The 17,161-nt window shown below is 59.7% G+C and carries 18 protein-coding genes; 6 read left to right on the top strand and 12 right to left on the bottom strand.

Annotated features, from left to right (window positions below; translation table 11 throughout):
• The first annotated feature begins 25 nt into the window (after window positions 1-25).
• Window positions 26-1,549 carry a hypothetical protein gene (locus tag ACIP1X_RS10265; RefSeq protein WP_400751655.1) on the top strand — a complete coding sequence of 508 codons (1,524 nt, stop codon included), beginning with the start codon at window positions 26-28 and terminating at the stop codon, window positions 1,547-1,549.
• A 48-nt stretch (window positions 1,550-1,597) separates the two neighbouring features.
• Here the strand turns inward: ACIP1X_RS10265 and dsbG are convergent, their stop codons facing one another.
• The 4 genes from dsbG to ACIP1X_RS10285 form a co-directional block, all read right to left on the bottom strand.
• Window positions 1,598-2,368: a thiol:disulfide interchange protein DsbG gene (dsbG, locus tag ACIP1X_RS10270; RefSeq protein WP_400751658.1), complete on the bottom strand. Its 771-nt coding sequence runs from the start codon at window positions 2,366-2,368 to the stop codon at window positions 1,598-1,600.
• A complete protein-coding gene (locus ACIP1X_RS10275) occupies window positions 2,344-3,225 on the bottom strand; it encodes a TlpA disulfide reductase family protein (protein ID WP_053122220.1) in 882 nt (293 codons plus the stop codon). The genes dsbG and ACIP1X_RS10275 overlap by 25 nt, the downstream gene beginning before the upstream one ends.
• Window positions 3,225-4,958, bottom strand: a complete 1,734-nt coding sequence (gene dsbD / locus ACIP1X_RS10280; RefSeq protein WP_400751660.1) for a protein-disulfide reductase DsbD — start codon at window positions 4,956-4,958, stop codon at window positions 3,225-3,227. Before dsbD ends, ACIP1X_RS10275 begins: the two co-directional genes overlap by 1 nt.
• Before the next feature lie 103 nt (window positions 4,959-5,061).
• Window positions 5,062-5,769: a hypothetical protein gene (locus tag ACIP1X_RS10285; protein WP_400751663.1), complete on the bottom strand. Its 708-nt coding sequence runs from the start codon at window positions 5,767-5,769 to the stop codon at window positions 5,062-5,064.
• A gap of 270 nt (window positions 5,770-6,039) precedes the next feature.
• Here ACIP1X_RS10285 and ACIP1X_RS10290 point away from each other — a divergent pair, with 270 nt between their 5' ends.
• The 5 genes from ACIP1X_RS10290 to ACIP1X_RS10310 all read left to right on the top strand — a co-directional run bounded on the left by ACIP1X_RS10290 (window position 6,040) and on the right by ACIP1X_RS10310 (window position 10,607).
• On the top strand, window positions 6,040-6,720 hold the full coding sequence (locus ACIP1X_RS10290; RefSeq protein ID WP_053122214.1) for a response regulator: 681 nt from the start codon (window positions 6,040-6,042) through the stop codon (window positions 6,718-6,720).
• The gene (locus tag ACIP1X_RS10295; RefSeq protein WP_400751666.1) at window positions 6,720-8,042 is read left to right on the top strand and encodes an ATP-binding protein; all 1,323 of its coding nucleotides are present in this window, start codon (window positions 6,720-6,722) and stop codon (window positions 8,040-8,042) included. The genes ACIP1X_RS10290 and ACIP1X_RS10295 overlap by 1 nt, the downstream gene beginning before the upstream one ends.
• A 216-nt stretch (window positions 8,043-8,258) precedes the next feature.
• Window positions 8,259-8,744 (top strand): GNAT family N-acetyltransferase, encoded by a 486-nt coding sequence (locus ACIP1X_RS10300; RefSeq protein ID WP_400751669.1) that lies wholly within the window; start codon window positions 8,259-8,261, stop codon window positions 8,742-8,744.
• 142 nt (window positions 8,745-8,886) lie between these two features.
• Entirely contained in the window at window positions 8,887-10,299 is a 1,413-nt protein-coding gene (locus ACIP1X_RS10305) for an aspartate aminotransferase family protein (protein ID WP_400751672.1), read from the top strand.
• An 83-nt stretch (window positions 10,300-10,382) separates the two neighbouring features.
• Complete coding sequence (locus tag ACIP1X_RS10310; protein ID WP_053122206.1) at window positions 10,383-10,607, top strand: MbtH family protein; 225 nt, start codon at window positions 10,383-10,385, stop codon at window positions 10,605-10,607.
• Between the two features lie 141 nt (window positions 10,608-10,748).
• Here ACIP1X_RS10310 and ACIP1X_RS10315 read toward each other — a convergent pair whose 3' ends face one another.
• From ACIP1X_RS10315 to ACIP1X_RS10350, 8 genes are read right to left on the bottom strand one after another with little or no spacing between them, the layout of a single operon-like run.
• Window positions 10,749-11,651 carry a metal ABC transporter substrate-binding protein gene (locus ACIP1X_RS10315; protein WP_400751675.1) on the bottom strand — a complete coding sequence of 301 codons (903 nt, stop codon included), beginning with the start codon at window positions 11,649-11,651 and terminating at the stop codon, window positions 10,749-10,751.
• A complete protein-coding gene (locus tag ACIP1X_RS10320) occupies window positions 11,652-12,551 on the bottom strand; it encodes a metal ABC transporter permease (protein ID WP_400751678.1) in 900 nt (299 codons plus the stop codon).
• On the bottom strand, window positions 12,551-13,396 hold the full coding sequence (locus ACIP1X_RS10325; protein ID WP_400751680.1) for a metal ABC transporter ATP-binding protein: 846 nt from the start codon (window positions 13,394-13,396) through the stop codon (window positions 12,551-12,553). The genes ACIP1X_RS10320 and ACIP1X_RS10325 overlap by 1 nt, the downstream gene beginning before the upstream one ends.
• Window positions 13,393-14,322, bottom strand: coding sequence for a metal ABC transporter substrate-binding protein (locus ACIP1X_RS10330; protein WP_053122200.1), 930 nt, complete (start codon window positions 14,320-14,322; stop codon window positions 13,393-13,395). Before ACIP1X_RS10330 ends, ACIP1X_RS10325 begins: the two co-directional genes overlap by 4 nt.
• Window positions 14,323-14,357: 35 nt before the next feature.
• Window positions 14,358-14,933 (bottom strand): DUF6162 family protein, encoded by a 576-nt coding sequence (locus ACIP1X_RS10335; protein ID WP_400751683.1) that lies wholly within the window; start codon window positions 14,931-14,933, stop codon window positions 14,358-14,360.
• On the bottom strand, window positions 14,930-15,271 hold the full coding sequence (locus tag ACIP1X_RS10340) for a hypothetical protein (protein ID WP_400751684.1): 342 nt from the start codon (window positions 15,269-15,271) through the stop codon (window positions 14,930-14,932). The genes ACIP1X_RS10335 and ACIP1X_RS10340 overlap by 4 nt, the downstream gene beginning before the upstream one ends.
• Window positions 15,268-15,810 carry a hypothetical protein gene (locus ACIP1X_RS10345; RefSeq protein ID WP_053122195.1) on the bottom strand — a complete coding sequence of 181 codons (543 nt, stop codon included), beginning with the start codon at window positions 15,808-15,810 and terminating at the stop codon, window positions 15,268-15,270. Before ACIP1X_RS10345 ends, ACIP1X_RS10340 begins: the two co-directional genes overlap by 4 nt.
• Window positions 15,807-17,006, bottom strand: a complete 1,200-nt coding sequence (locus tag ACIP1X_RS10350) for a PepSY domain-containing protein (RefSeq protein WP_053122193.1) — start codon at window positions 17,004-17,006, stop codon at window positions 15,807-15,809. The genes ACIP1X_RS10345 and ACIP1X_RS10350 overlap by 4 nt, the downstream gene beginning before the upstream one ends.
• Window positions 17,007-17,161: the final 155 nt, after the last annotated feature.

The following is a 17,161-nucleotide window of genomic DNA, read 5'->3' on the forward strand; positions in this document are numbered from 1 at the left end:
GTGTGATCCCGACAGGAGAGTCGTCATGTCCAATCAATCAGCAAATGATCCTGAACTTCCGGTTCCATTGGTAGTAGATGCGTCGTACAACTCGACTTTGTCCCCTGGCAAGGCGTTGAGCGGTACAACTGTACGAATTGATTTTCCGGGGCTCAGTACCGCACATACTGTCCGGCTCTTTTGGGCACGGCCCGGCCATATCGAGGAATTTACCACCCAGTCGAAGGGCGTTTCACTTCCCGCAGAGGTGTTTATTTCAGCGTCGCTCGTTGGTCTATCTGTCGGTAAAACCGTGCAGGTTTGGTATGAGGCAAGTTCGGGCGGGGACGTGATGCTTTCTCACAAACTCGATCTGACTGTAGAACACATTCCCCCCGCCGATTTGCCGGAACCGCGGTTACCCGATGTCGTCATGATCGAAGGTACTGTATTTCTGGACATGCGCAGGTTCTCAGGTAATGCGCGTGTGCAGCTTGCCCCTTGGTGGTTCATCGCGCTGGGGCAGCACATCTGGATCAGCGTTGTCGGACAGCGCAATTATCCTACCCATGAAACGCTTGATTTGGTCACTGCACTGGAAGTGACGTCAGAGCAGGTCAGCAACGGTCTGGAATTAACCATTGATCGAAGCTGGTTGAGTGGGCTCGACGATAAATCGGCTTTGACGCTGAAGACGTTTGTTACGTTCGACAAAGGCTCGAACATTGATACCGCTCATGAATTGCCACGCTGGAACAACCTTTTGCTGAAATCAGATACCGACTTGCTGGCACCTGCCGTCGAACAGACGTTGAACGGTGTGCTGAACCCGGAACTGGTCTCGGAAAAAGTGACCATCGTTATCAAGTACGACGGCATGCGCTTGACTGACAAGATCAAGCCGTTTTGGCGTGGCACTCCGGGAGACGGTTCGCCTGAGCTGGCAACTGTTCATGGTAATGCTGAAGGGACTGTTGAAGTTGCCGTAAGCGCATCGGCAGTGGCCGCCAATGAGGGTAATACGGTCGAAGTGAGCTACATGGTCGAGCGCGATGACATCGAGCGACCTTCACCGATCACTCGAGTAACGGTGCAGAAGCAGCGCTATGTTCATGTAGAAAATTTTGATGATCAGGAAGTGAAACTTGTCAGTGCCGCTGACGATTACACATTCAACTTACCCACCATGTCGATCAAGTTGCTTGAGGGCGAAGGATCGGCAGGCATCATGCGTTATGGCTACACCACTGTCGGGTTCATTGAAGAACTTTCTTTTGCCATGTGCATTGATTCACCCATGACATCCCCGCCCCAACAGATTCAGTTTGAATTTAAGGTGGATTACGAGCAGATTTCGTTCACGTGGGCCCATCTGCACCATAAAGGTATCGTCGAATACTTCGATGCCAATGGTGCACCCTTGGGGAGGGATGAATACCACGGTATCAATGAGGGTGGAGCCCTGCATCAATTGATCGAATTCGTCGCGCCAGCACAGTCACGCATCAAGTTCATGAGAGTGACCTGCGAGGACTTTAGCTTTCTCGACTTCTTCAAAAAGTGCGGTTGATCGTTCCTGCCACAATCGAAGCCCGCTCTTAAGAGCGGGCTTTACTCATTATTTAGGCCCGAGAATCTGCGCCAATTTGTCCGGTGAAGGCGCGCCTTGTTGCTGTTGCAGCTCGCCCTTGTCATCCATGTAGAAAATCGCCGGGGTGGCCTGCAAATCCAGGTCTTCCATCAACTGCATGTTCGCCGCCAGTTTGGTTTGCACGGTTGCGGGAATATCTTTCAAGGCTTTGAGCGAGCTGCCCTTGCCAGCCTTTTCGTGATCTTCCAGGGCTTTGGCCGGGTCTTTTGCGGCCAGCAGTGCAGCGGATTTGCCCGGGCTGTCTTCGCGGATGATCCCGACCATGATGTGGCGCAATTGCACCTTGCCGGACTTCACCCAAGGCCGCGCCTGTTCCCAGAACATGTTGCAGTACGGGCAGTTCGGGTCGCTGAACAGGTAAACGGTGCGCGGTGCATCTTTGTTGCCGTCCTGAATCCAGTTGCTCGCTTCGAACTTGGCCCAGACTTCCTTGGCCATCGGCGCGTAGACCAGTTTCTGCAACGGTTCGCTGCTCAAGTCCTTGCCGTCGGCGTCGTACATATTGCCGAGAATGACGTGTTTGCCATCCGCGGTCAGGTACAGCGCCATGCCGCGATTCTGGTATTGCGCCGCATAGCCGCGCAAACCGTCGGGGGCATCGAACTGGCCGACGATTTTCGCGCCTTTGGCTTCGATCTGTTTGATCGCGGCCGGCAGTTCTTCAGCGGCCTGCACGGACGGCAGGTGCAACAGGGCAGTGCCCAGAGTCAGCGTCAGCAGGTGGCGGAGGCGGGGCATGGCAGTTTCCTTGCAGAGTTGACCGTCGCTGCGGCCGGATTGGGACTTGAAGGCGCGGTGTCGAAGTTTTCCAGTGCGCGCGCCAGGCTGGCATTGGACAACTCGCCCAAGTGGCTGCCCAGCAGGCGGCCATCAGGGCTATAGAACAGCGTAGTCGGCAAAGCCATGGAACCCACGGCTTGACCGAGTCGGCCGCCGCGATCGAACAACACGTTGTTCAGGCTCAGGCCTTGGGTTTCGAGAAACGTCGCGACGCTTTGCATGCTTTCCGCCTGATTGACGAACAGGAAGGTCAGGTCGGGACGTTGTTGCTGAGCGTTTTCCAGCACCGGCATTTCCCGTCGGCACGGCGGGCACCAGGTCGCCCAGAGGTTGATCACCAGCGGGCCACCCTGATAATCGCTGAGTTTGACCGTCTCCCCGGCGGCATTGCGCAGGGCAATGTCCGGCAGGCGCGTGCCCTGTTCGTAAATGTTCAGTGACAGCGTCGCCAACAGCCAGAACACCACGCCACTGGCTACGCCAAAACCCAACGGTCGACGCAAGCCCGGACGACGCCAGCCGCGATACAGCGCAGCCAACAGCAGAACGATCACCCCCGGCCAGGCCAGAAAGCCACCATCGCGCAGGTCGATGATTTGCCACGGGTCATTGCGGTAGTGCGACCAGTACATCAGCACAAACGCGATGCGCGCGGCCAACATGCCCAGCAGAAACAGACTGAACAGCGCCGACTCGGGGTTATCACCGCCGCGCTTGGCCACCCGCCAGCCGACAAACGTCGCCAGCGCCAAAGCACTGATCAGCAGCAGGTGGTTAAGCGCGATGGCAAAAGTGCCGAGGGTGAAAGTCAGCATTAATTGGCGTCCCGGGTGGTGGCCCAGCGTTGCAGGAAGGTGTCGGCATCAACTTCGCCGGTGATGCGCTGGCTGCGGCGTTCTTCGCCGTCAGAGCCGATCCAGACGAAACTCGGTGGCCCCGGCACTTTGTAACGGCTGAGCAGTTCGCGGCTGGCAGCGTTGTCGGCGGTGACATCGAGCCTGAGCAGACGCACATCACTCAGCGCCTGCATCACCTTGTCTTTGCCGAACACCTGTTTCTCCATGACTTTGCACGACACGCACCAGTCGGCGTAGTAATCGAGCAGCACCCACTGGCCCTTGGCTTTCGCAGCATCCAGTTCGCTTTGCAAAGCGGCAGGATCCTTGATGGTGGTGAACGCTTCGTGGCCATTCGGTGCGGCGCTTGCGGTGCGACCGGCACTGTAAACCTGCAGTGGTTGGTACGGATCATCACTGCCGCCCGCCGCGCCGATCACCAGCAAACTGCCCCACAAACCCAGCAGCAGTGCAGTGGCGCCGAACATCTGCGCAACTCGGCCAAAGCCTTCGGATTGTTTCCAGGCGCTGTAAGCAGCGATCAACAGCAGTGCACCGCACAGGCCCAGCCACAACGACGGATCCAGCACCGGACGCAGCATCAGCAACGCGGTAGCAAGAAAGAGGAAACCGAACACGCCTTTGAGCAGGTTCATCCACGCACCCGGTTTCGGCAGGAAGCGATTACCAACCGTGACCAGCAGCAACAGCGGTACGCCAATACCAATACCCAGCGAGAACAGAATCAAACCGCCGTGCAGCGCATTGCCACTCTGCGCGATATACAGCAGCGCACCGGCCAGCGGCGCGGTCATGCACGGGCCGACCAGCAGACCGGACAACGCGCCCAAAACACCGGCGCCAATCAGGCTGCCACCACTGCGACTGCGTGAGGCGTGTTCAAGACGATCACGCAGCGCCACCGGCAGTTGCAGTTCAAAGAAGCCGAACATCGGCAACGCCAGCACCACGAAGATCGCGGCAAAGGTGCCGAGCAGCCAAGGGTTTTGCAGCCACGCTTGCAGGTTGGCACCGAGCAGCGCGGCAATCACGCCCATCGCGGCATACACCAGCGCCATGCAAATCACATAACTGCCGGCCAGCGCAAAACCTCGACGCGGAGTGGCGCCGCTGCCGACGACCATGCCCGCCAGAATCGGCAGCATCGGCAACGTGCAAGGGGTGAAGGCCAGCAACAGACCAAGGCCGAAGAACACCAGCAAACTCCAGCCCAGCGCCCGTTGTTGCAGGCTGCTGGCCAAGGCTTGATCCGGCGCTTCGGTGCTGGCAGCGACGGCGGCTTTGCCCCCCAGATCAATCACGCGGGTTTGCGGCGGATAGCACAGACCGGCATCGGCGCAGCCCTGATAGCTGACCTTGATCTGGCCGCTGGCCGAGGCCGGGATTTTCACCTCCAGGCCTTGGCGGTAAACCGGTTGCTCACCGAAAAACTCATCGCTGTGGGATTCACCTGTTGGCAGCGCTGGTTGTTGTTCGGCGGTCAGCCCATCGAATTTCAGGCGTTTCTGATACAGGTAGTAGCCGTCGGTGATTTGCCAGAACAGCTGGGTTTCACCGGATTCCAGGCGTTCGGAGGTGAGGACGAACGCCTTGTCGACCGGCAAAAATTCCGGTTTTGATTCGAAAGGATTATTCCCGGCCTGGGCCAGGCTCGAAATCAGCAGTGCAAACAAAAGAAAAAAATGACGCATGGAGGAGCCTTGTCCCTGTGCAAGTGTGGCGAACAATGGGGGCTAGAGATTAACCGATGATTAACCTCGCCCGGTAACCCGCCAGACGCCGCATTTGCCCGGATCAGTCGCGTAACAGCCCTGGCCAATTGCCGTCGTTGACATCGATCGGACCGGCGAGAAGCCTGAATGTCATCAGGTTGTATCGCAGGTACTGATTACCTGTGAGGAAAATGTAGTAGTAACTGTCAGCCAGTGATCGGTCGTTTTGTACTGCAGTAATCATCCTGTGCTTATACGGTTCAAGTCCTGGCCAGGTGTCGTTAGTGATTTCTTTGTGAACTAAATGATGTTTAGGCGAAGTCAGATCCAGAGAGAGATAAGAGCCATCATTCAGCAGAAACTCAAAACCCCGAGGTCGCAGTGCAGTTTCACGCCAGGTGCCAGCGATAATGCGCTCGAAGTAGGGCGCCAGCATCGACCATGGCGATTTCGACAGGGGCATGAAACTGTTGACTCTGTCAGCGTCCTGATCGTATTTGCAGACCATGGGTTGCTCGCCGTCGAGGTAGAAAAACCACAGGATATCGGAGTCAAACCCCAGATATTCAGGGGTTTTAAAACCGGTGGTGGTAAATCCGAAGCGTAAATCCTTTGCGTGGGTATGGAAGTCATGCCAGTTGATGGCATTGGGCGTAGTGGGATGTCCATCAATAACCCGGTTGTCCTCAATGTCGAAGCGGGAGTAAGTATTGGTATCTTTGAAAAAGAAATAGATTTTGTCTTTGCCTGCGCGCCAGTCGACCGCTACAAAGTTTTTTAGTTGGGGCATGATCGTGTCCGGATTGAAATGATTAACAGAGAAGTTGCTGTTTTCGACAATAATCCAGTTGTGGTTAAAAGCACGGCAGTCTGTTATGCGCTTTGTTTCTGTAGCGGAATCAACCAGACGGTTTTAATCAATTACCGGCTGAAAAAGTACAATCAAACCGGGGGTTCCAAGCCCTATCTGCCTCTGCGCTTCTCGCCAGGCATAGCGCACGCCATAATTGCCACTTAATCTTTCTCTGTTCGAATCGCCTTTTTTGCTCACGGAGCTCCCATGCACGTACTGGTTTGCGAAGACGACGAGCTGATCGCCAGCGGGATCGTTGCCGGTCTCACGGCTCAGGGGCTGACCGTAGAGCACGTCAACACCGCGTCTAAGGCGCGGGCGATGCTCAAAGTCGCGGAATTTGACGTGATGGTGCTCGATCTCGGCCTGCCCGACGAAGATGGCCTCAAGTTGCTGCAACAATTGCGGCAGAGTGGCCTGGAAATTCCGGTGCTGATTTTGACCGCACGCGATTCGGTCACAGACCGCGTCGACGGTTTGCAGGCCGGCGCCGACGATTACCTGCTCAAGCCCTTCGATCTGCGCGAACTGTTCGCGCGTCTGCAAACCCTGTTGCGCCGCGTCGCCGGTCGCAGCGTCAATCTGATCGAGCACGGCGCACTGACTTATGACCCAAGCAGCCGCGAAACCATGCTCGCCGGGCAGCCGGTCGATCTGTCGCGACGCGAGCAATCACTGCTGCAAGCGCTGTTGCACAATCGCGGCCGGGTGCTTTCCACCGAACAGTTGAAAGACAGCGTCTACGGCTTCAACGACGAGTTGGAAAGCAACGCGCTCAACGTGCACATCCATCACCTGCGCAGCAAACTCGGCAAAGGCATCGTCGAAACCGTGCGCGGTCTGGGCTATCGCCTCGGCCCGGCGGATGGCGGAGATCAAGGCAAGTGATGAGTCTGCGACTGCGTCTGAGCCTGACCCTCGGCGCCGCGTTCGCGCTGATCTGGGCGCTGGCCGCGGCCTGGATGCTCAGCGACCTGCGCAACCAGATGATGTTTTCCCTCGACCAGCGCCTGGTGGCGTCGGCGCGCATGGTCGCCGGGTTGCTGGAACAGTTGCCGACACTGCCAAGCAAAGGCGAGGGCACTCACTTCAGCGCGGAACAACTGAACATTCCCGGCGGCATGGCGTGTCAGGTCAGTTCGTTACGCGGGGAAATTCTCGCCCGCAGCCACAACAATCCTGAACAAGCGCTGGAAGCCGAGAAAATGGGTTTCCACGATCAGATGATCGACGGCGCGCCGTGGCGCAGTTTCACCCTCGCGCGCGGCGATGTGCGCATCACCACGGCGGATCGGCAGATCGAACGTGAGGCGCTGAACATGTCGATTCTGCTCGCTGCTTCAGTGCCCGTGGGTGTGGCGTTGCTTGGCTGCTTGTGTCTGCTGTGGCTGGGCATCGGTCAAGGATTGGCACCGCTCAATCGACTGCGCGAAGCGTTGATGCGGCGTAATGCCGACTCGCTGGAACCGTTGCAGTTGCAGTCATTTCCCAGCGAATTGAAACCGTTGCTGGATACGCAGAATCAGCTGTTTCAGCGTATCGGCAAAACCATCGAGCGCGAACGCCGTCTGACCGGTGACGCCGCCCATGAACTGCGCAGCCCGCTGACGGCGATCAAGACTCACCTGCAAGTCGCGCGCATGACCGAGGGCAGCGCTCGCGATCAGTCACTGGCGCGGGCCGAGGAGGGCGCTGACCGATTGCATCGAACCCTTGAACAATTGCTGTTGCTGGCGCGGGTTGAGGGCAGTTTGTCGTTCGACGACGGCTCGCAATGCAGTGCCGAGCAAGTCGCGCGGTTGGCGATTCAGGATGCCACCGGCGGCGAGCGGCTGCGGATCAAACTGCAACTGCCTGCCCAACTGTCCGAGGCGCCGCTGCAAATGCCGGCAGTCTTGGCGATCGCCGCGCTGCGCAATCTGCTCGACAACGCGCTGCGCCATACACCGGAAGATTGCGCAGTGGAGGTGAGCATGGAAACCATCGGAAACCGCGTGCGTTTTGTCGTGCGCGACCATGGCCCGGGCATTGCGCCGGATGATTTGCAGCACCTGACCCAGCGTTTCTGGCGCAATGGTCAGAGCACCGGTTGCGGCCTGGGACTGGCGATTGTTCAGGCGATCGTTCAGCGTTGTGATTGCGCCCTGCATTTCGACAGCCGCGCGGATGGGTTGCGCGTCGAACTGAGCATGCCGCTGCAACCGATCTAATCCCAACGACGTCCCCATGTGGGAGCGGGCTTGCTCGCGAAAGCGGTGTACCAGTCAATGCAATGTTGCCTGACCCTGCGCTTTCGCGAGCAAGCCCGCTCCCACAGGGGATCTGTGTTAGGCACATTAAATGTAACTTCTTGGTGGTCGCTATACGGAGTTGGTGGCGGTAAGGTCAGCCCCAGCTTTATCTCAATGGATTGAGGAAACTGCGCCATGGAAGCCCCCATCTGCATTCGTCCCGCCACTCTGGCTGACGCCGGCATCATCAGCCGCATCATCGAACGTTCTATCCGCATCGGTTGCGCACTCGATCATCGCAACGATCCCCGACGGGTCAACGAATGGATTTCCCGGCAGTCAGCTGAAGACATCAGCGCCTGGCTCGCCAACCCGCAGCTCTACCTCAACATCGCCCTGCTCGACGACAAACCGATCGGCGTCGGCATGGCCACAGCGAATGGCGATATCACCTTCTGTTACGTGCAACCGGAGTGCTTTCGACGCGGTGCAGGCAGGGCGCTGATGACCGATCTCGAAGGCTGGTTGCGCATTCGCGGGGCGATCCACATTCAACTCAACAGCACCCGCACCGGTGAGCCGTTTTATCACCATCTGGGCTACCGCGAATCGGCGCCAGCCCTTAACGACAAAGGCCTGCAGACGCAGCCCATGAGCAAGCCGTTGGCAGACTCCAGCTGACAACTCGATCAAGGGTCTAAATCCTCGACACGCTGAAGCGTTTCCAGAACAGGAAAACCTGCAAGTGCGCCCCGCGACGGGAACGCGCATCTGCCCGGTGTGCTGTTTTGGTCACTATCCATAGCGTATTGAGGGTCGAGAGATGTCAGTCGCCACCAGCCTTATTGAAGAGTCGTCGGCCCGGGTCACCTCGGTGCCGGCGGAAACGCTGTACCAGTTCAACGAGTCGCCGCTGCTCGCGCGTCAGGCACAACAGGAATCCAATGCCCGCAGCTATCCGCGGCGCATTCCGCTGGCGCTCAAACGCGCCAAAGGTCTGTACGTTGAAGACGTTGAAGGGCGCACGTTCATCGACTGCCTGGCCGGTGCCGGCACGCTTGCATTGGGGCATAACCACCCGGTGGTGATCGAAGCGATCCAGCAAGTGCTGGCCGATGAATTGCCGCTGCACACGCTGGACCTGACCACGCCGGTCAAGGATCAATTTGTTCAGGATCTGTTTGCTTTGCTGCCAGCGGCTTTGGCAGCAGAAGCGAAAATCCAGTTCTGCGGCCCAACCGGTACTGATGCCGTGGAAGCCGCATTGAAACTGGTGCGCACGGCCACCGGACGCAGCACCGTGCTGTCGTTCTCCGGCGGTTATCACGGCATGAGCCAGGGCGCGTTGAGCCTGATGGGCAGTCTGGGGCCAAAGAAACCGTTGGGCGCGTTACTCAGCAACGGCGTGCAGTTCATGCCGTTCCCGTACGACTACCGTTGCCCGTTCGGCCTCGGCGGCGTGGCCGGTGTGAAAGCCAACCTGAGCTATCTGGACAACCTGCTCAACGACCCCGAAGCCGGCGTGCAACTGCCCGCAGCGGTGATCGTCGAAGCAGTGCAGGGCGAGGGCGGAGTGATTCCGGCGGACATCGAGTGGCTGCGCGGTTTGCGCCGGATCACCGAGAAGGCCGGCGTCGCATTGATCGTCGACGAGATTCAAAGCGGATTCGCCCGCACCGGCAAGATGTTTGCCTTCGAACACGCGGGCATCGTGCCAGACGTGGTGGTGCTGTCCAAAGCCATCGGCGGCAGCCTGCCGCTGGCGGTGGTGGTCTATCGCGACTGGCTCGACACCTGGCAGCCGGGCGCGCACGCCGGCACCTTCCGTGGCAATCAAATGGCGATGGCTGCCGGGTCGGCGGTGATGCGTTATCTGGTCGAACACAAGGTTTGCGAACATGCCGCCGCCATGGGCGAACGCTTGAGCGAGCACTTGCGGATTCTACAGCGCGACTTCCCGCAACTCGGCGATATTCGCGGTCGCGGTCTGATGCTCGGGGTTGAACTGGTCGACCCGAACGGTGCGGCGGATGCGCTCGGTCATCCGCCGGCCTTCGCCCGTCTGGCGCCGCTGGTACAGCGTGAATGCCTTAAGCGCGGGCTGATTCTGGAGCTCGGCGGTCGGCATGGCGCGGTGGTGCGTTTTCTGCCGCCGCTGGTGATTACTGCGGCGGAGATCGACCGTGTCGCCGAGATCTTCGGCCGCGCGTTGGCCGCTGCCACCACCGCTGTGTAAATTTTTCGCCGCGCCGAACGTTCTTTCTTTATACCCGGCTGCACCCGTTGTGCAGCCCACCCTTACAACGATGGAGAACCAGCATGACGTCAGTATTCGACCGCGAGGACATCCTCTTTCAGGTCGTGGTCAACCACGAAGAGCAGTACTCGATCTGGCCGGACTACAAGGCCGTGCCGGAAGGCTGGCGCACCGTGGGCAAGAGCGGCCTGAAAAAGGAATGCCTGGCCTACATCGAGGAAGTCTGGACTGACATGCGTCCGCTGAGCTTGCGGCAGAAGATGGAAGCGCAGGTCGCGGCGCAGTAAGCGCCCGGCAAAAACAAACCCGCTAACCGGTGACGGTTAGCGGGTTTTTTTATGTCCTTAAAAGATCGCAGCCTTCGGCAGCTCCTACATTGGTAAGCATAAATCCTGTAGGAGCTGCCGAAGGCTGCGATCTTTTGATCTTCAGCCCTTCAATCCTTTAAGCACCAAATCCACATTCCCCTCCAGCTCCGCCACCGGATCCGCCGCATCGGTACTCAACACCACCAACCGACTACCCGAGGCCGCCACCGCCGCTTTCACCGCATCGGAAGGCTGGCGATGATGCAGCACCACCGCCACGTCATTATCCTTCAACGTCGCCGTCAGTTTCTGCAGATCCTCAGCCGTCCATTCCGCATCCGGCCGTGGATCCTGGCCGACCAACTCCAGATTGAGGCTGCCAATCAAATAGCCAAAGTGATCACTCAAACTCATCACACTCAGATTATCCGCGCTGGCCAACTTCGCCTCGCTGTCGGCACTGAGTTTGAGCAAACGCTGTTTCAACGCCGCCAGATTCGCCTCGATTGCAGGCTTTGCGCTCGGTGCCAGACGCACCAGATCCGCCGCCATCACGTCGGCCATGCGCCCCATGTTGTTGCTCGCCAGCCACGGCTGACTGTTCAAGCCGTCCACCTTCAGATCCGGCTGCACAGCGATGCCGGGCAGGGCGCCGTCCACCGGGCGCGCGGCGTCGACCTCAACGATACGGATATTGCTGCGCCGAGAAATCGGGTACAGCGGATCATCGGCCCACAGCGAGCGCACGCCGATCACCGCGTCGGCGTCGGTCGCCAGTTTGCTCAGCGCCGGCGCGCCGCGTCCGGTGAAATAAGCGGTCTGGCGACTGCCCGGCAGATTCGCCGGCGCCGCGCGTTCGAGCTTGACATCAGTGCCTTTGAGCAACACTTCGCCCAAGCCGTAGGTGATCGGCAGCGAAGCCAGCACGTGCAGCGGCTTGGCGCTTTCAGCGGCGAACACCGGAGTGCTGACCACGCCGTAGAGGGCCATGGCCAGGGTCAGTTTGCGCATTGAAAAAGTCATTTATCCAAGATTCCCTTTCAGACTCGGGACGACGCCGCGCGCGATGGCGGCGAGGGCGAAGGCAATGCCGGCAACCAGAATGATCGCGGCGCCGGACGGAATCGGCAGATCGAAAACGATCGGCGCGAGAATCCCGCACAAGGTGCTCACAGTAGCGATCAACACTGAATACCAGAAAAAGCCCTTGAGCGACTGGCTGAGCAAGCGTGCCGCAGCGGCCGGAATCACCAGCAGCGCACCGACCAGAATCGCACCAATGACCTTTACCGCCGCCACAGTGATCAAGGTCACCAGAATCACAAACAGATAGTCCAGGGTCTTCACCGCGACGCCGCGCACCGCCGCCAGTTGCGGGTTGAAACTGGCAAGCATGATGCGGTTGTACAACGGCAGTGCCAGCGCCATGACCAGCGAGCCGACGATGGCCAGCACCGCCAGGTCATTGCCATTGACGGTCAACACCGAACCGAACAGCACGTTCTCCAGAATGTGCACGTTGATCTTGCCGGCGAGAATCAGCAGCAGGCTCGCACCCAAGGCCAGCGACACCGAGAGGAACACGCCGATCAAGGTATCTGGCGCCAGACCGGTGCGGTTACGCAGGTAATTGAGCAGGATGCCGAACAACAGGCAGTAGCCGAACAGACTGCCGTACGGCCCGGTGTAGGGTTCGCCAAGCAGAATGCCAATGGCCACGCCGGTCAATGCGGCATGGCCGACCGCTTCGGAGAAGAACGCGAAGCGCTTGACCACCACCAGCGTGCCGAGGCCGCCGAGCACCGGGCCGATCAACAGGCCGGCGAGCAGCGCATTGACGACAAAACCGTAGGCCAGCGCTTCCGGCAGATAACCGGACGAGGCCCAGCCTTGAACCATCAAACGAAAGGCTTCGTAACTCATCAGCTCGCGCTCCGTGGATGGGTCGAAAACAGTGTCAGCAGACGCTCCGGGGTCAACGCCTCGCGAGGTGTGGCGTCGAACAGCACGCGACGATTGAGGCCGGTGACGCGATCGGCCAGACGGCCGACGGCTTCCAGATCATGCTCGATCCACAACACCGTGATGCCGGCCGCACGCCAATCGCCGAGCAGGCGTTCGAACACCTGAATCCCGGCTTCGTCGAGAGCTGACATCGGCTCATCGAGCACCAGCAATTGCGGCGCCGGAATCAAACCCTGTGCGAGCAAAACCCGCTGCCGCTCACCGCCGGACAGCGCGCCCATGCGCCGCTTGCGCTTGTCCTGCATGCCGACGCGTTCCAGCGCATCGCCGATGGCGCCGGCGTAGTGTTTGCTCAAACCGAGGAACGCCGGACGACGCTGGCACATCGCGGCCATGAAATCGTCGACGGTCATCGGCAGACCGCGATCGAATTCCAGCGTTTGCGGCACATAACCGATGGTGCCGGGCTCGCCGGGCCATTGCAGGCTGAGCTGGCCCTGATGCGGCATCTGCCCGAGCAGGGTTTTGATCAACGAACTCTTGCCGCCACCGTTGGGGCCGACCAATGCGTGTACGTTGCCGGGCAACACCTGAAAACTGACCTTATCGAGAATCGTCGTCCGCCCCAGCGTCAGACAAACCTCAGCAAAATCCAAAGTCGGCCCCGAAACCTGTAGGAGCGAGCCTGCTCGCGAAAGCGGTGTGTCATCCAGCGAAGATATTGACTGAGCGGACGCCTTCGCGAGCAGGCTCGCTCCCACAGGGGATCCGGGCTCATTCGAAATTGATTCTTTTGAAGTCATGCCCCCGACTCCTGAATCGCCCGCACCACGGTGTTGAGGTTGCCGGTCATTTCCTTTTCGTACTTGTCGGCGGTGTATTCGCCGTAGGAAATATGCGACAGCGGGTACAGCTTCACCCCGGATTCACGCTGAATGGTATCGACGTAACTCGACGGGAAATCCATCTCCGAGAAGATCACTTTCACGTCCAGTTCGCGCAGTTGATCGATGGTCTTCTTCAACTGGCTCGGGCTCGGCTCGATGCCGTGCGCCGGCTCGACCACGGCGGTTACTTCCAGACCGAACTCACGCAACAGATAGTCGTAAGCGGCATGGACGGTGGCGACGCGCAACTCGGCGTTCGGCGCCTCGGTCAGCTTGGCCAGCGCGTCGGCGCGCATCTGCCGCAGGCGTTTGCCGTAGGCGCGGGCGTTCTGCGTGTAGGTTTTGGCGTTGTCCGGGTCGAGTTTGCCCAGTTCGCGGGCGATGTTGTTGACCTGGGCGATCGAGGCGCTGATCGACAAGAACGTGTGCGGGTTGACCACTTTGCCGGCCCCGCGCGCGGCTACGCCAGTGGCGGCCAAGAGCGGCACGTTTTCGTTGGCTTCGATGGTTTTGACGTTCGGCGTTTCGCTGGCGGCGATCATCCGGTCGGCAAAATCATCATGGCCGACACCGTTGAGCACGATCACGTCCAGTCCGCTGATGCGCTTGATGTCTTCGGCGCGCGGCTCGTAGGCGTGCGGGTTGAAACCGGCCGGAATCAGCGGCACCACTTCGGCCTTATCGCCGACGATGTTCGCCACATAGCTGTAATACGGGTGCAGGGTGATGCCGATGCGCAGGCGTTTGGCCTGATCGGCGCTGGCCAACGGGCTCAGCAGGCAGGCACAGAGACCGGCTAAAAACAGACGCAACAACGGACGGCGGGACGATGAAATAGACATGGGCAAACGGTCTTCTCTCGGGTGAGGGCGAGGAATCAATGGCGGTGTTCGCGGGTAACCCCGGCATCGTATTGCGCGACGATCTGTTTCCAGCCCGACGCGGACAGGGCGGCGGCGGTCAGTTCGGTCGGCACTTTGAGATCGGCATCGCGGTTGAGCCAGATGTCCGGTGCAGCGCTGTGATCGGCGCTCAACAGCATCACGAACGAACCGGCGACGGCGGGTGCCTGACTGTGGCCAAAGTAGGCAGTGTCGGCCAGCAATTGCCAGGCATGACCGCCGCGACTGACCGAACTCGCATCCTGAGCAAACGGCGCGAAACCTTCGTCAGCCAGATTTTTCGGGGTCGGCAAGGTTTGCTGTTCTTCGCGTAGCAGACGGATTTCGTCGAGGGTCACTCGCAGATCGGCATAGATGCCTTGCTCCGAAGCACTGAGATCGCGGCGCGCATCGAACTGATGACTGGCGACCGGCTCCGGCTCATGGGACACCCCGCGCCACGCCACCACCGAACCGGCGACCGCGAGAATCAGCAGGCACAACAGCAACACATTGAGGGTTTCATGGCCGGCACCGGCCGGGCGGACGACTTGCGTGGTGGGCGTACTCATGGGGCCTCAATATCCGCTTGGTCGATTTCGACGACGTGGCCGGGACCCGCGTCGAACAGCACGTAGAATTCGGCGCCGGGTTTTTTGAAGGTCAGCGTTGAATCACTGCCAAGCTTGCCCGGCACCAGAATCGTTTCGTCGTAACCGATCACGTCGAGGGTCACGCCGGGGGCGCCGCTGCCGTCGGAAAAACCGCCGGTGCATTTGATCTGGTCGGCGTCGATGGCTTTGCATTCGCACATCGGGTTATGCGCCAGAGCGCTGCCAGTGAAACCGGCGCAGAGCACCAGCAACGCGGCGCTCAGCCGCAGGCAGGAAGGGCGTTGCGAGCGGGTCATGGTTTGGCTCCTTGTTGAGTCAGCCAGGCAATGGTGGCGGGGGAGGCCTGGCTCAGGGGAATCGAGGCCTGATGCATGCTGCCGTCCCAGCCTTCCATGGTGATCCACAGTTCGGCGTCGGCTTTGGTTTTCTCCGGCACCGGCAACTGCGCGCCCATGCGATACGGCGCGCCGAAGAAAATCACCCCGGCGGCGCGCAGGCTGCGCGGTTTGCCGATGCGCAGATACGTGGCTTTAACCTTGTCGATGCAAGCATCACAAAGCGCGGCGTTGAAGCCTTTCATGTAGCCGGCCGGGCCTTCCAGACGTGGCGCCTCGTTGCGCAATTCGGCGAGGCGCAGGCTCCACGGGCCGACTGCGATTTCGCCGACTTCGCGTTCACCGAGGCCGGCATCGCCGCGAAACAGCGCGACATCGGCGAAGTATTTCGGCATGAAACCCAGCGGGATCAGCAGCAACAGCACGTTGATGTGGAAACGCCATTTGTGCCAGAACACGCTCAAGCGCGACGGTTGCGGCAAAGCTGCGGACTTGCTCATGGGTTGACCTCCGACGTTTCCCGGCGCATCGCCGGTTGCGCCTGCACGCGGTTTTTCTTCGATTCACGCTTGAGAGCATTGGCCGTGGCCAGCGCCGTGCGTTTGGTCCAGATCAACAAACCGCTGAGCACCATCATGCTCAGCAGCAGGCCGAAGAAGAACCAGATCAACTTGATCCACAACCCGCCAAAGTCGCCGGTGTGCAGCGGGCGCATGGATTCGGTGACGAACTCCAGCGACGTGCGGTCGCTCAACAAACGTGAAGTGGCCAACTCACCGCTGTAAGGATCGAGCGTCGCGGTCTGGAACATCAACGGATACCAGCCGCGACCGCCGACGTTCAGGTGGGTATAGGCGTTGGCCGGCAGGCTGACGAAGCTGACTTCGAGGCCGGGGATTTTCTCTTGGGCGATTTCAATGGCGCGATCCAGACTGATGCGCGGCGGCGGGCTGCCGTCGGCCGAGATCGGCACCGCTTCACGGGACATCGCCGGAATGACCGGTTCGCTGGAGATGGAAATGTGGTTGTCGAACAGCAGCGCCTGAATCAGGAACCAGGTGCCGGTGATCGAGATCACGGCGATAAACCAGATCGACCAGATGCCGCTGAGGCGGTGGAAATCGCCCCAGAAGATTCGCGCGCCGTGGCGAAAGCGCAGGGTCGGACTAAAGAATCCTTTCCAGAAGCGTTTATAAACCACCAGCCCGGTGACCAGCGAAGCCAGCAACGGCAGACCGAGGAACGACACCAGGTACCAGCCCCAACTGAAACCGTTGGTGAACGGCACCAGCCACCAGCCATGCAGCGCGCGGGTAAAGGCCTGGAAGTTGAAGTCGGGCGCGACTCCCTGAATCACCCCGGTATACGGGTTGACGTAAACGGTCTGCTCGCGGCCGTCCGGGTAGCTGACCTGCACGTCCAGGGCAAAATGCGACTCATCCGGGCGGCTGATGCTCTCGACCACGGTGCGTGGTTCGGCTTTTTTGATCGCCGCGAGTACCTGGTCGTAGCTGAGCAGCGGTGCGTCGTCGGTCGGTTGGCTGGCGCGCATTTGCGGGTTGGCCAGCCAGACGATTTCCTGGCTGACCACCGCCAGCGTGCCGGTGACACAGACGATCAGCACAAAGAACCAGATCGGTAACGCCAGCCAGCTATGAACGAGGAACCACAGTTTGGAGCGGGATTTCTTCGACATGATTGCGCGTCTTGATTTCGATGGAAGGGCGCGGTACCACGGGCTTCGCAGCACAGCAGTCCCCGAACGACCGGTCGTGGCTTTTGCCTACGCGAACGGCCTGCATCTCTATAAGACGAATGAGCGACGCAAATCCCGAAAGGCGATATGAAAGC

Origin of the sequence: Pseudomonas sp. NPDC088885 (assembly GCF_044750025.1) — a bacterium.
Taxonomy (GTDB): Bacteria; Pseudomonadota; Gammaproteobacteria; order Pseudomonadales; family Pseudomonadaceae; genus Aquipseudomonas; species Aquipseudomonas rustica.

Coding starts and splice junctions, on each gene's coding strand:
- ACIP1X_RS10265 (WP_400751655.1), top strand. CDS start 26: ATGTCCAATCAATCAGCAAATGATCCTGAACTTCCGGTTCCATTGGTA.
- dsbG (WP_400751658.1), bottom strand. CDS start 2,368: ATGCCCCGCCTCCGCCACCTGCTGACGCTGACTCTGGGCACTGCCCTG.
- ACIP1X_RS10275 (WP_053122220.1), bottom strand. CDS start 3,225: ATGCTGACTTTCACCCTCGGCACTTTTGCCATCGCGCTTAACCACCTG.
- dsbD (WP_400751660.1), bottom strand. CDS start 4,958: ATGCGTCATTTTTTTCTTTTGTTTGCACTGCTGATTTCGAGCCTGGCC.
- ACIP1X_RS10285 (WP_400751663.1), bottom strand. CDS start 5,769: ATGCCCCAACTAAAAAACTTTGTAGCGGTCGACTGGCGCGCAGGCAAA.
- ACIP1X_RS10290 (WP_053122214.1), top strand. CDS start 6,040: ATGCACGTACTGGTTTGCGAAGACGACGAGCTGATCGCCAGCGGGATC.
- ACIP1X_RS10295 (WP_400751666.1), top strand. CDS start 6,720: ATGAGTCTGCGACTGCGTCTGAGCCTGACCCTCGGCGCCGCGTTCGCG.
- ACIP1X_RS10300 (WP_400751669.1), top strand. CDS start 8,259: ATGGAAGCCCCCATCTGCATTCGTCCCGCCACTCTGGCTGACGCCGGC.
- ACIP1X_RS10305 (WP_400751672.1), top strand. CDS start 8,887: ATGTCAGTCGCCACCAGCCTTATTGAAGAGTCGTCGGCCCGGGTCACC.
- ACIP1X_RS10310 (WP_053122206.1), top strand. CDS start 10,383: ATGACGTCAGTATTCGACCGCGAGGACATCCTCTTTCAGGTCGTGGTC.
- ACIP1X_RS10315 (WP_400751675.1), bottom strand. CDS start 11,651: ATGACTTTTTCAATGCGCAAACTGACCCTGGCCATGGCCCTCTACGGC.
- ACIP1X_RS10320 (WP_400751678.1), bottom strand. CDS start 12,551: ATGAGTTACGAAGCCTTTCGTTTGATGGTTCAAGGCTGGGCCTCGTCC.
- ACIP1X_RS10325 (WP_400751680.1), bottom strand. CDS start 13,396: ATGACTTCAAAAGAATCAATTTCGAATGAGCCCGGATCCCCTGTGGGA.
- ACIP1X_RS10330 (WP_053122200.1), bottom strand. CDS start 14,322: ATGTCTATTTCATCGTCCCGCCGTCCGTTGTTGCGTCTGTTTTTAGCC.
- ACIP1X_RS10335 (WP_400751683.1), bottom strand. CDS start 14,933: ATGAGTACGCCCACCACGCAAGTCGTCCGCCCGGCCGGTGCCGGCCAT.
- ACIP1X_RS10340 (WP_400751684.1), bottom strand. CDS start 15,271: ATGACCCGCTCGCAACGCCCTTCCTGCCTGCGGCTGAGCGCCGCGTTG.
- ACIP1X_RS10345 (WP_053122195.1), bottom strand. CDS start 15,810: ATGAGCAAGTCCGCAGCTTTGCCGCAACCGTCGCGCTTGAGCGTGTTC.
- ACIP1X_RS10350 (WP_053122193.1), bottom strand. CDS start 17,006: ATGTCGAAGAAATCCCGCTCCAAACTGTGGTTCCTCGTTCATAGCTGG.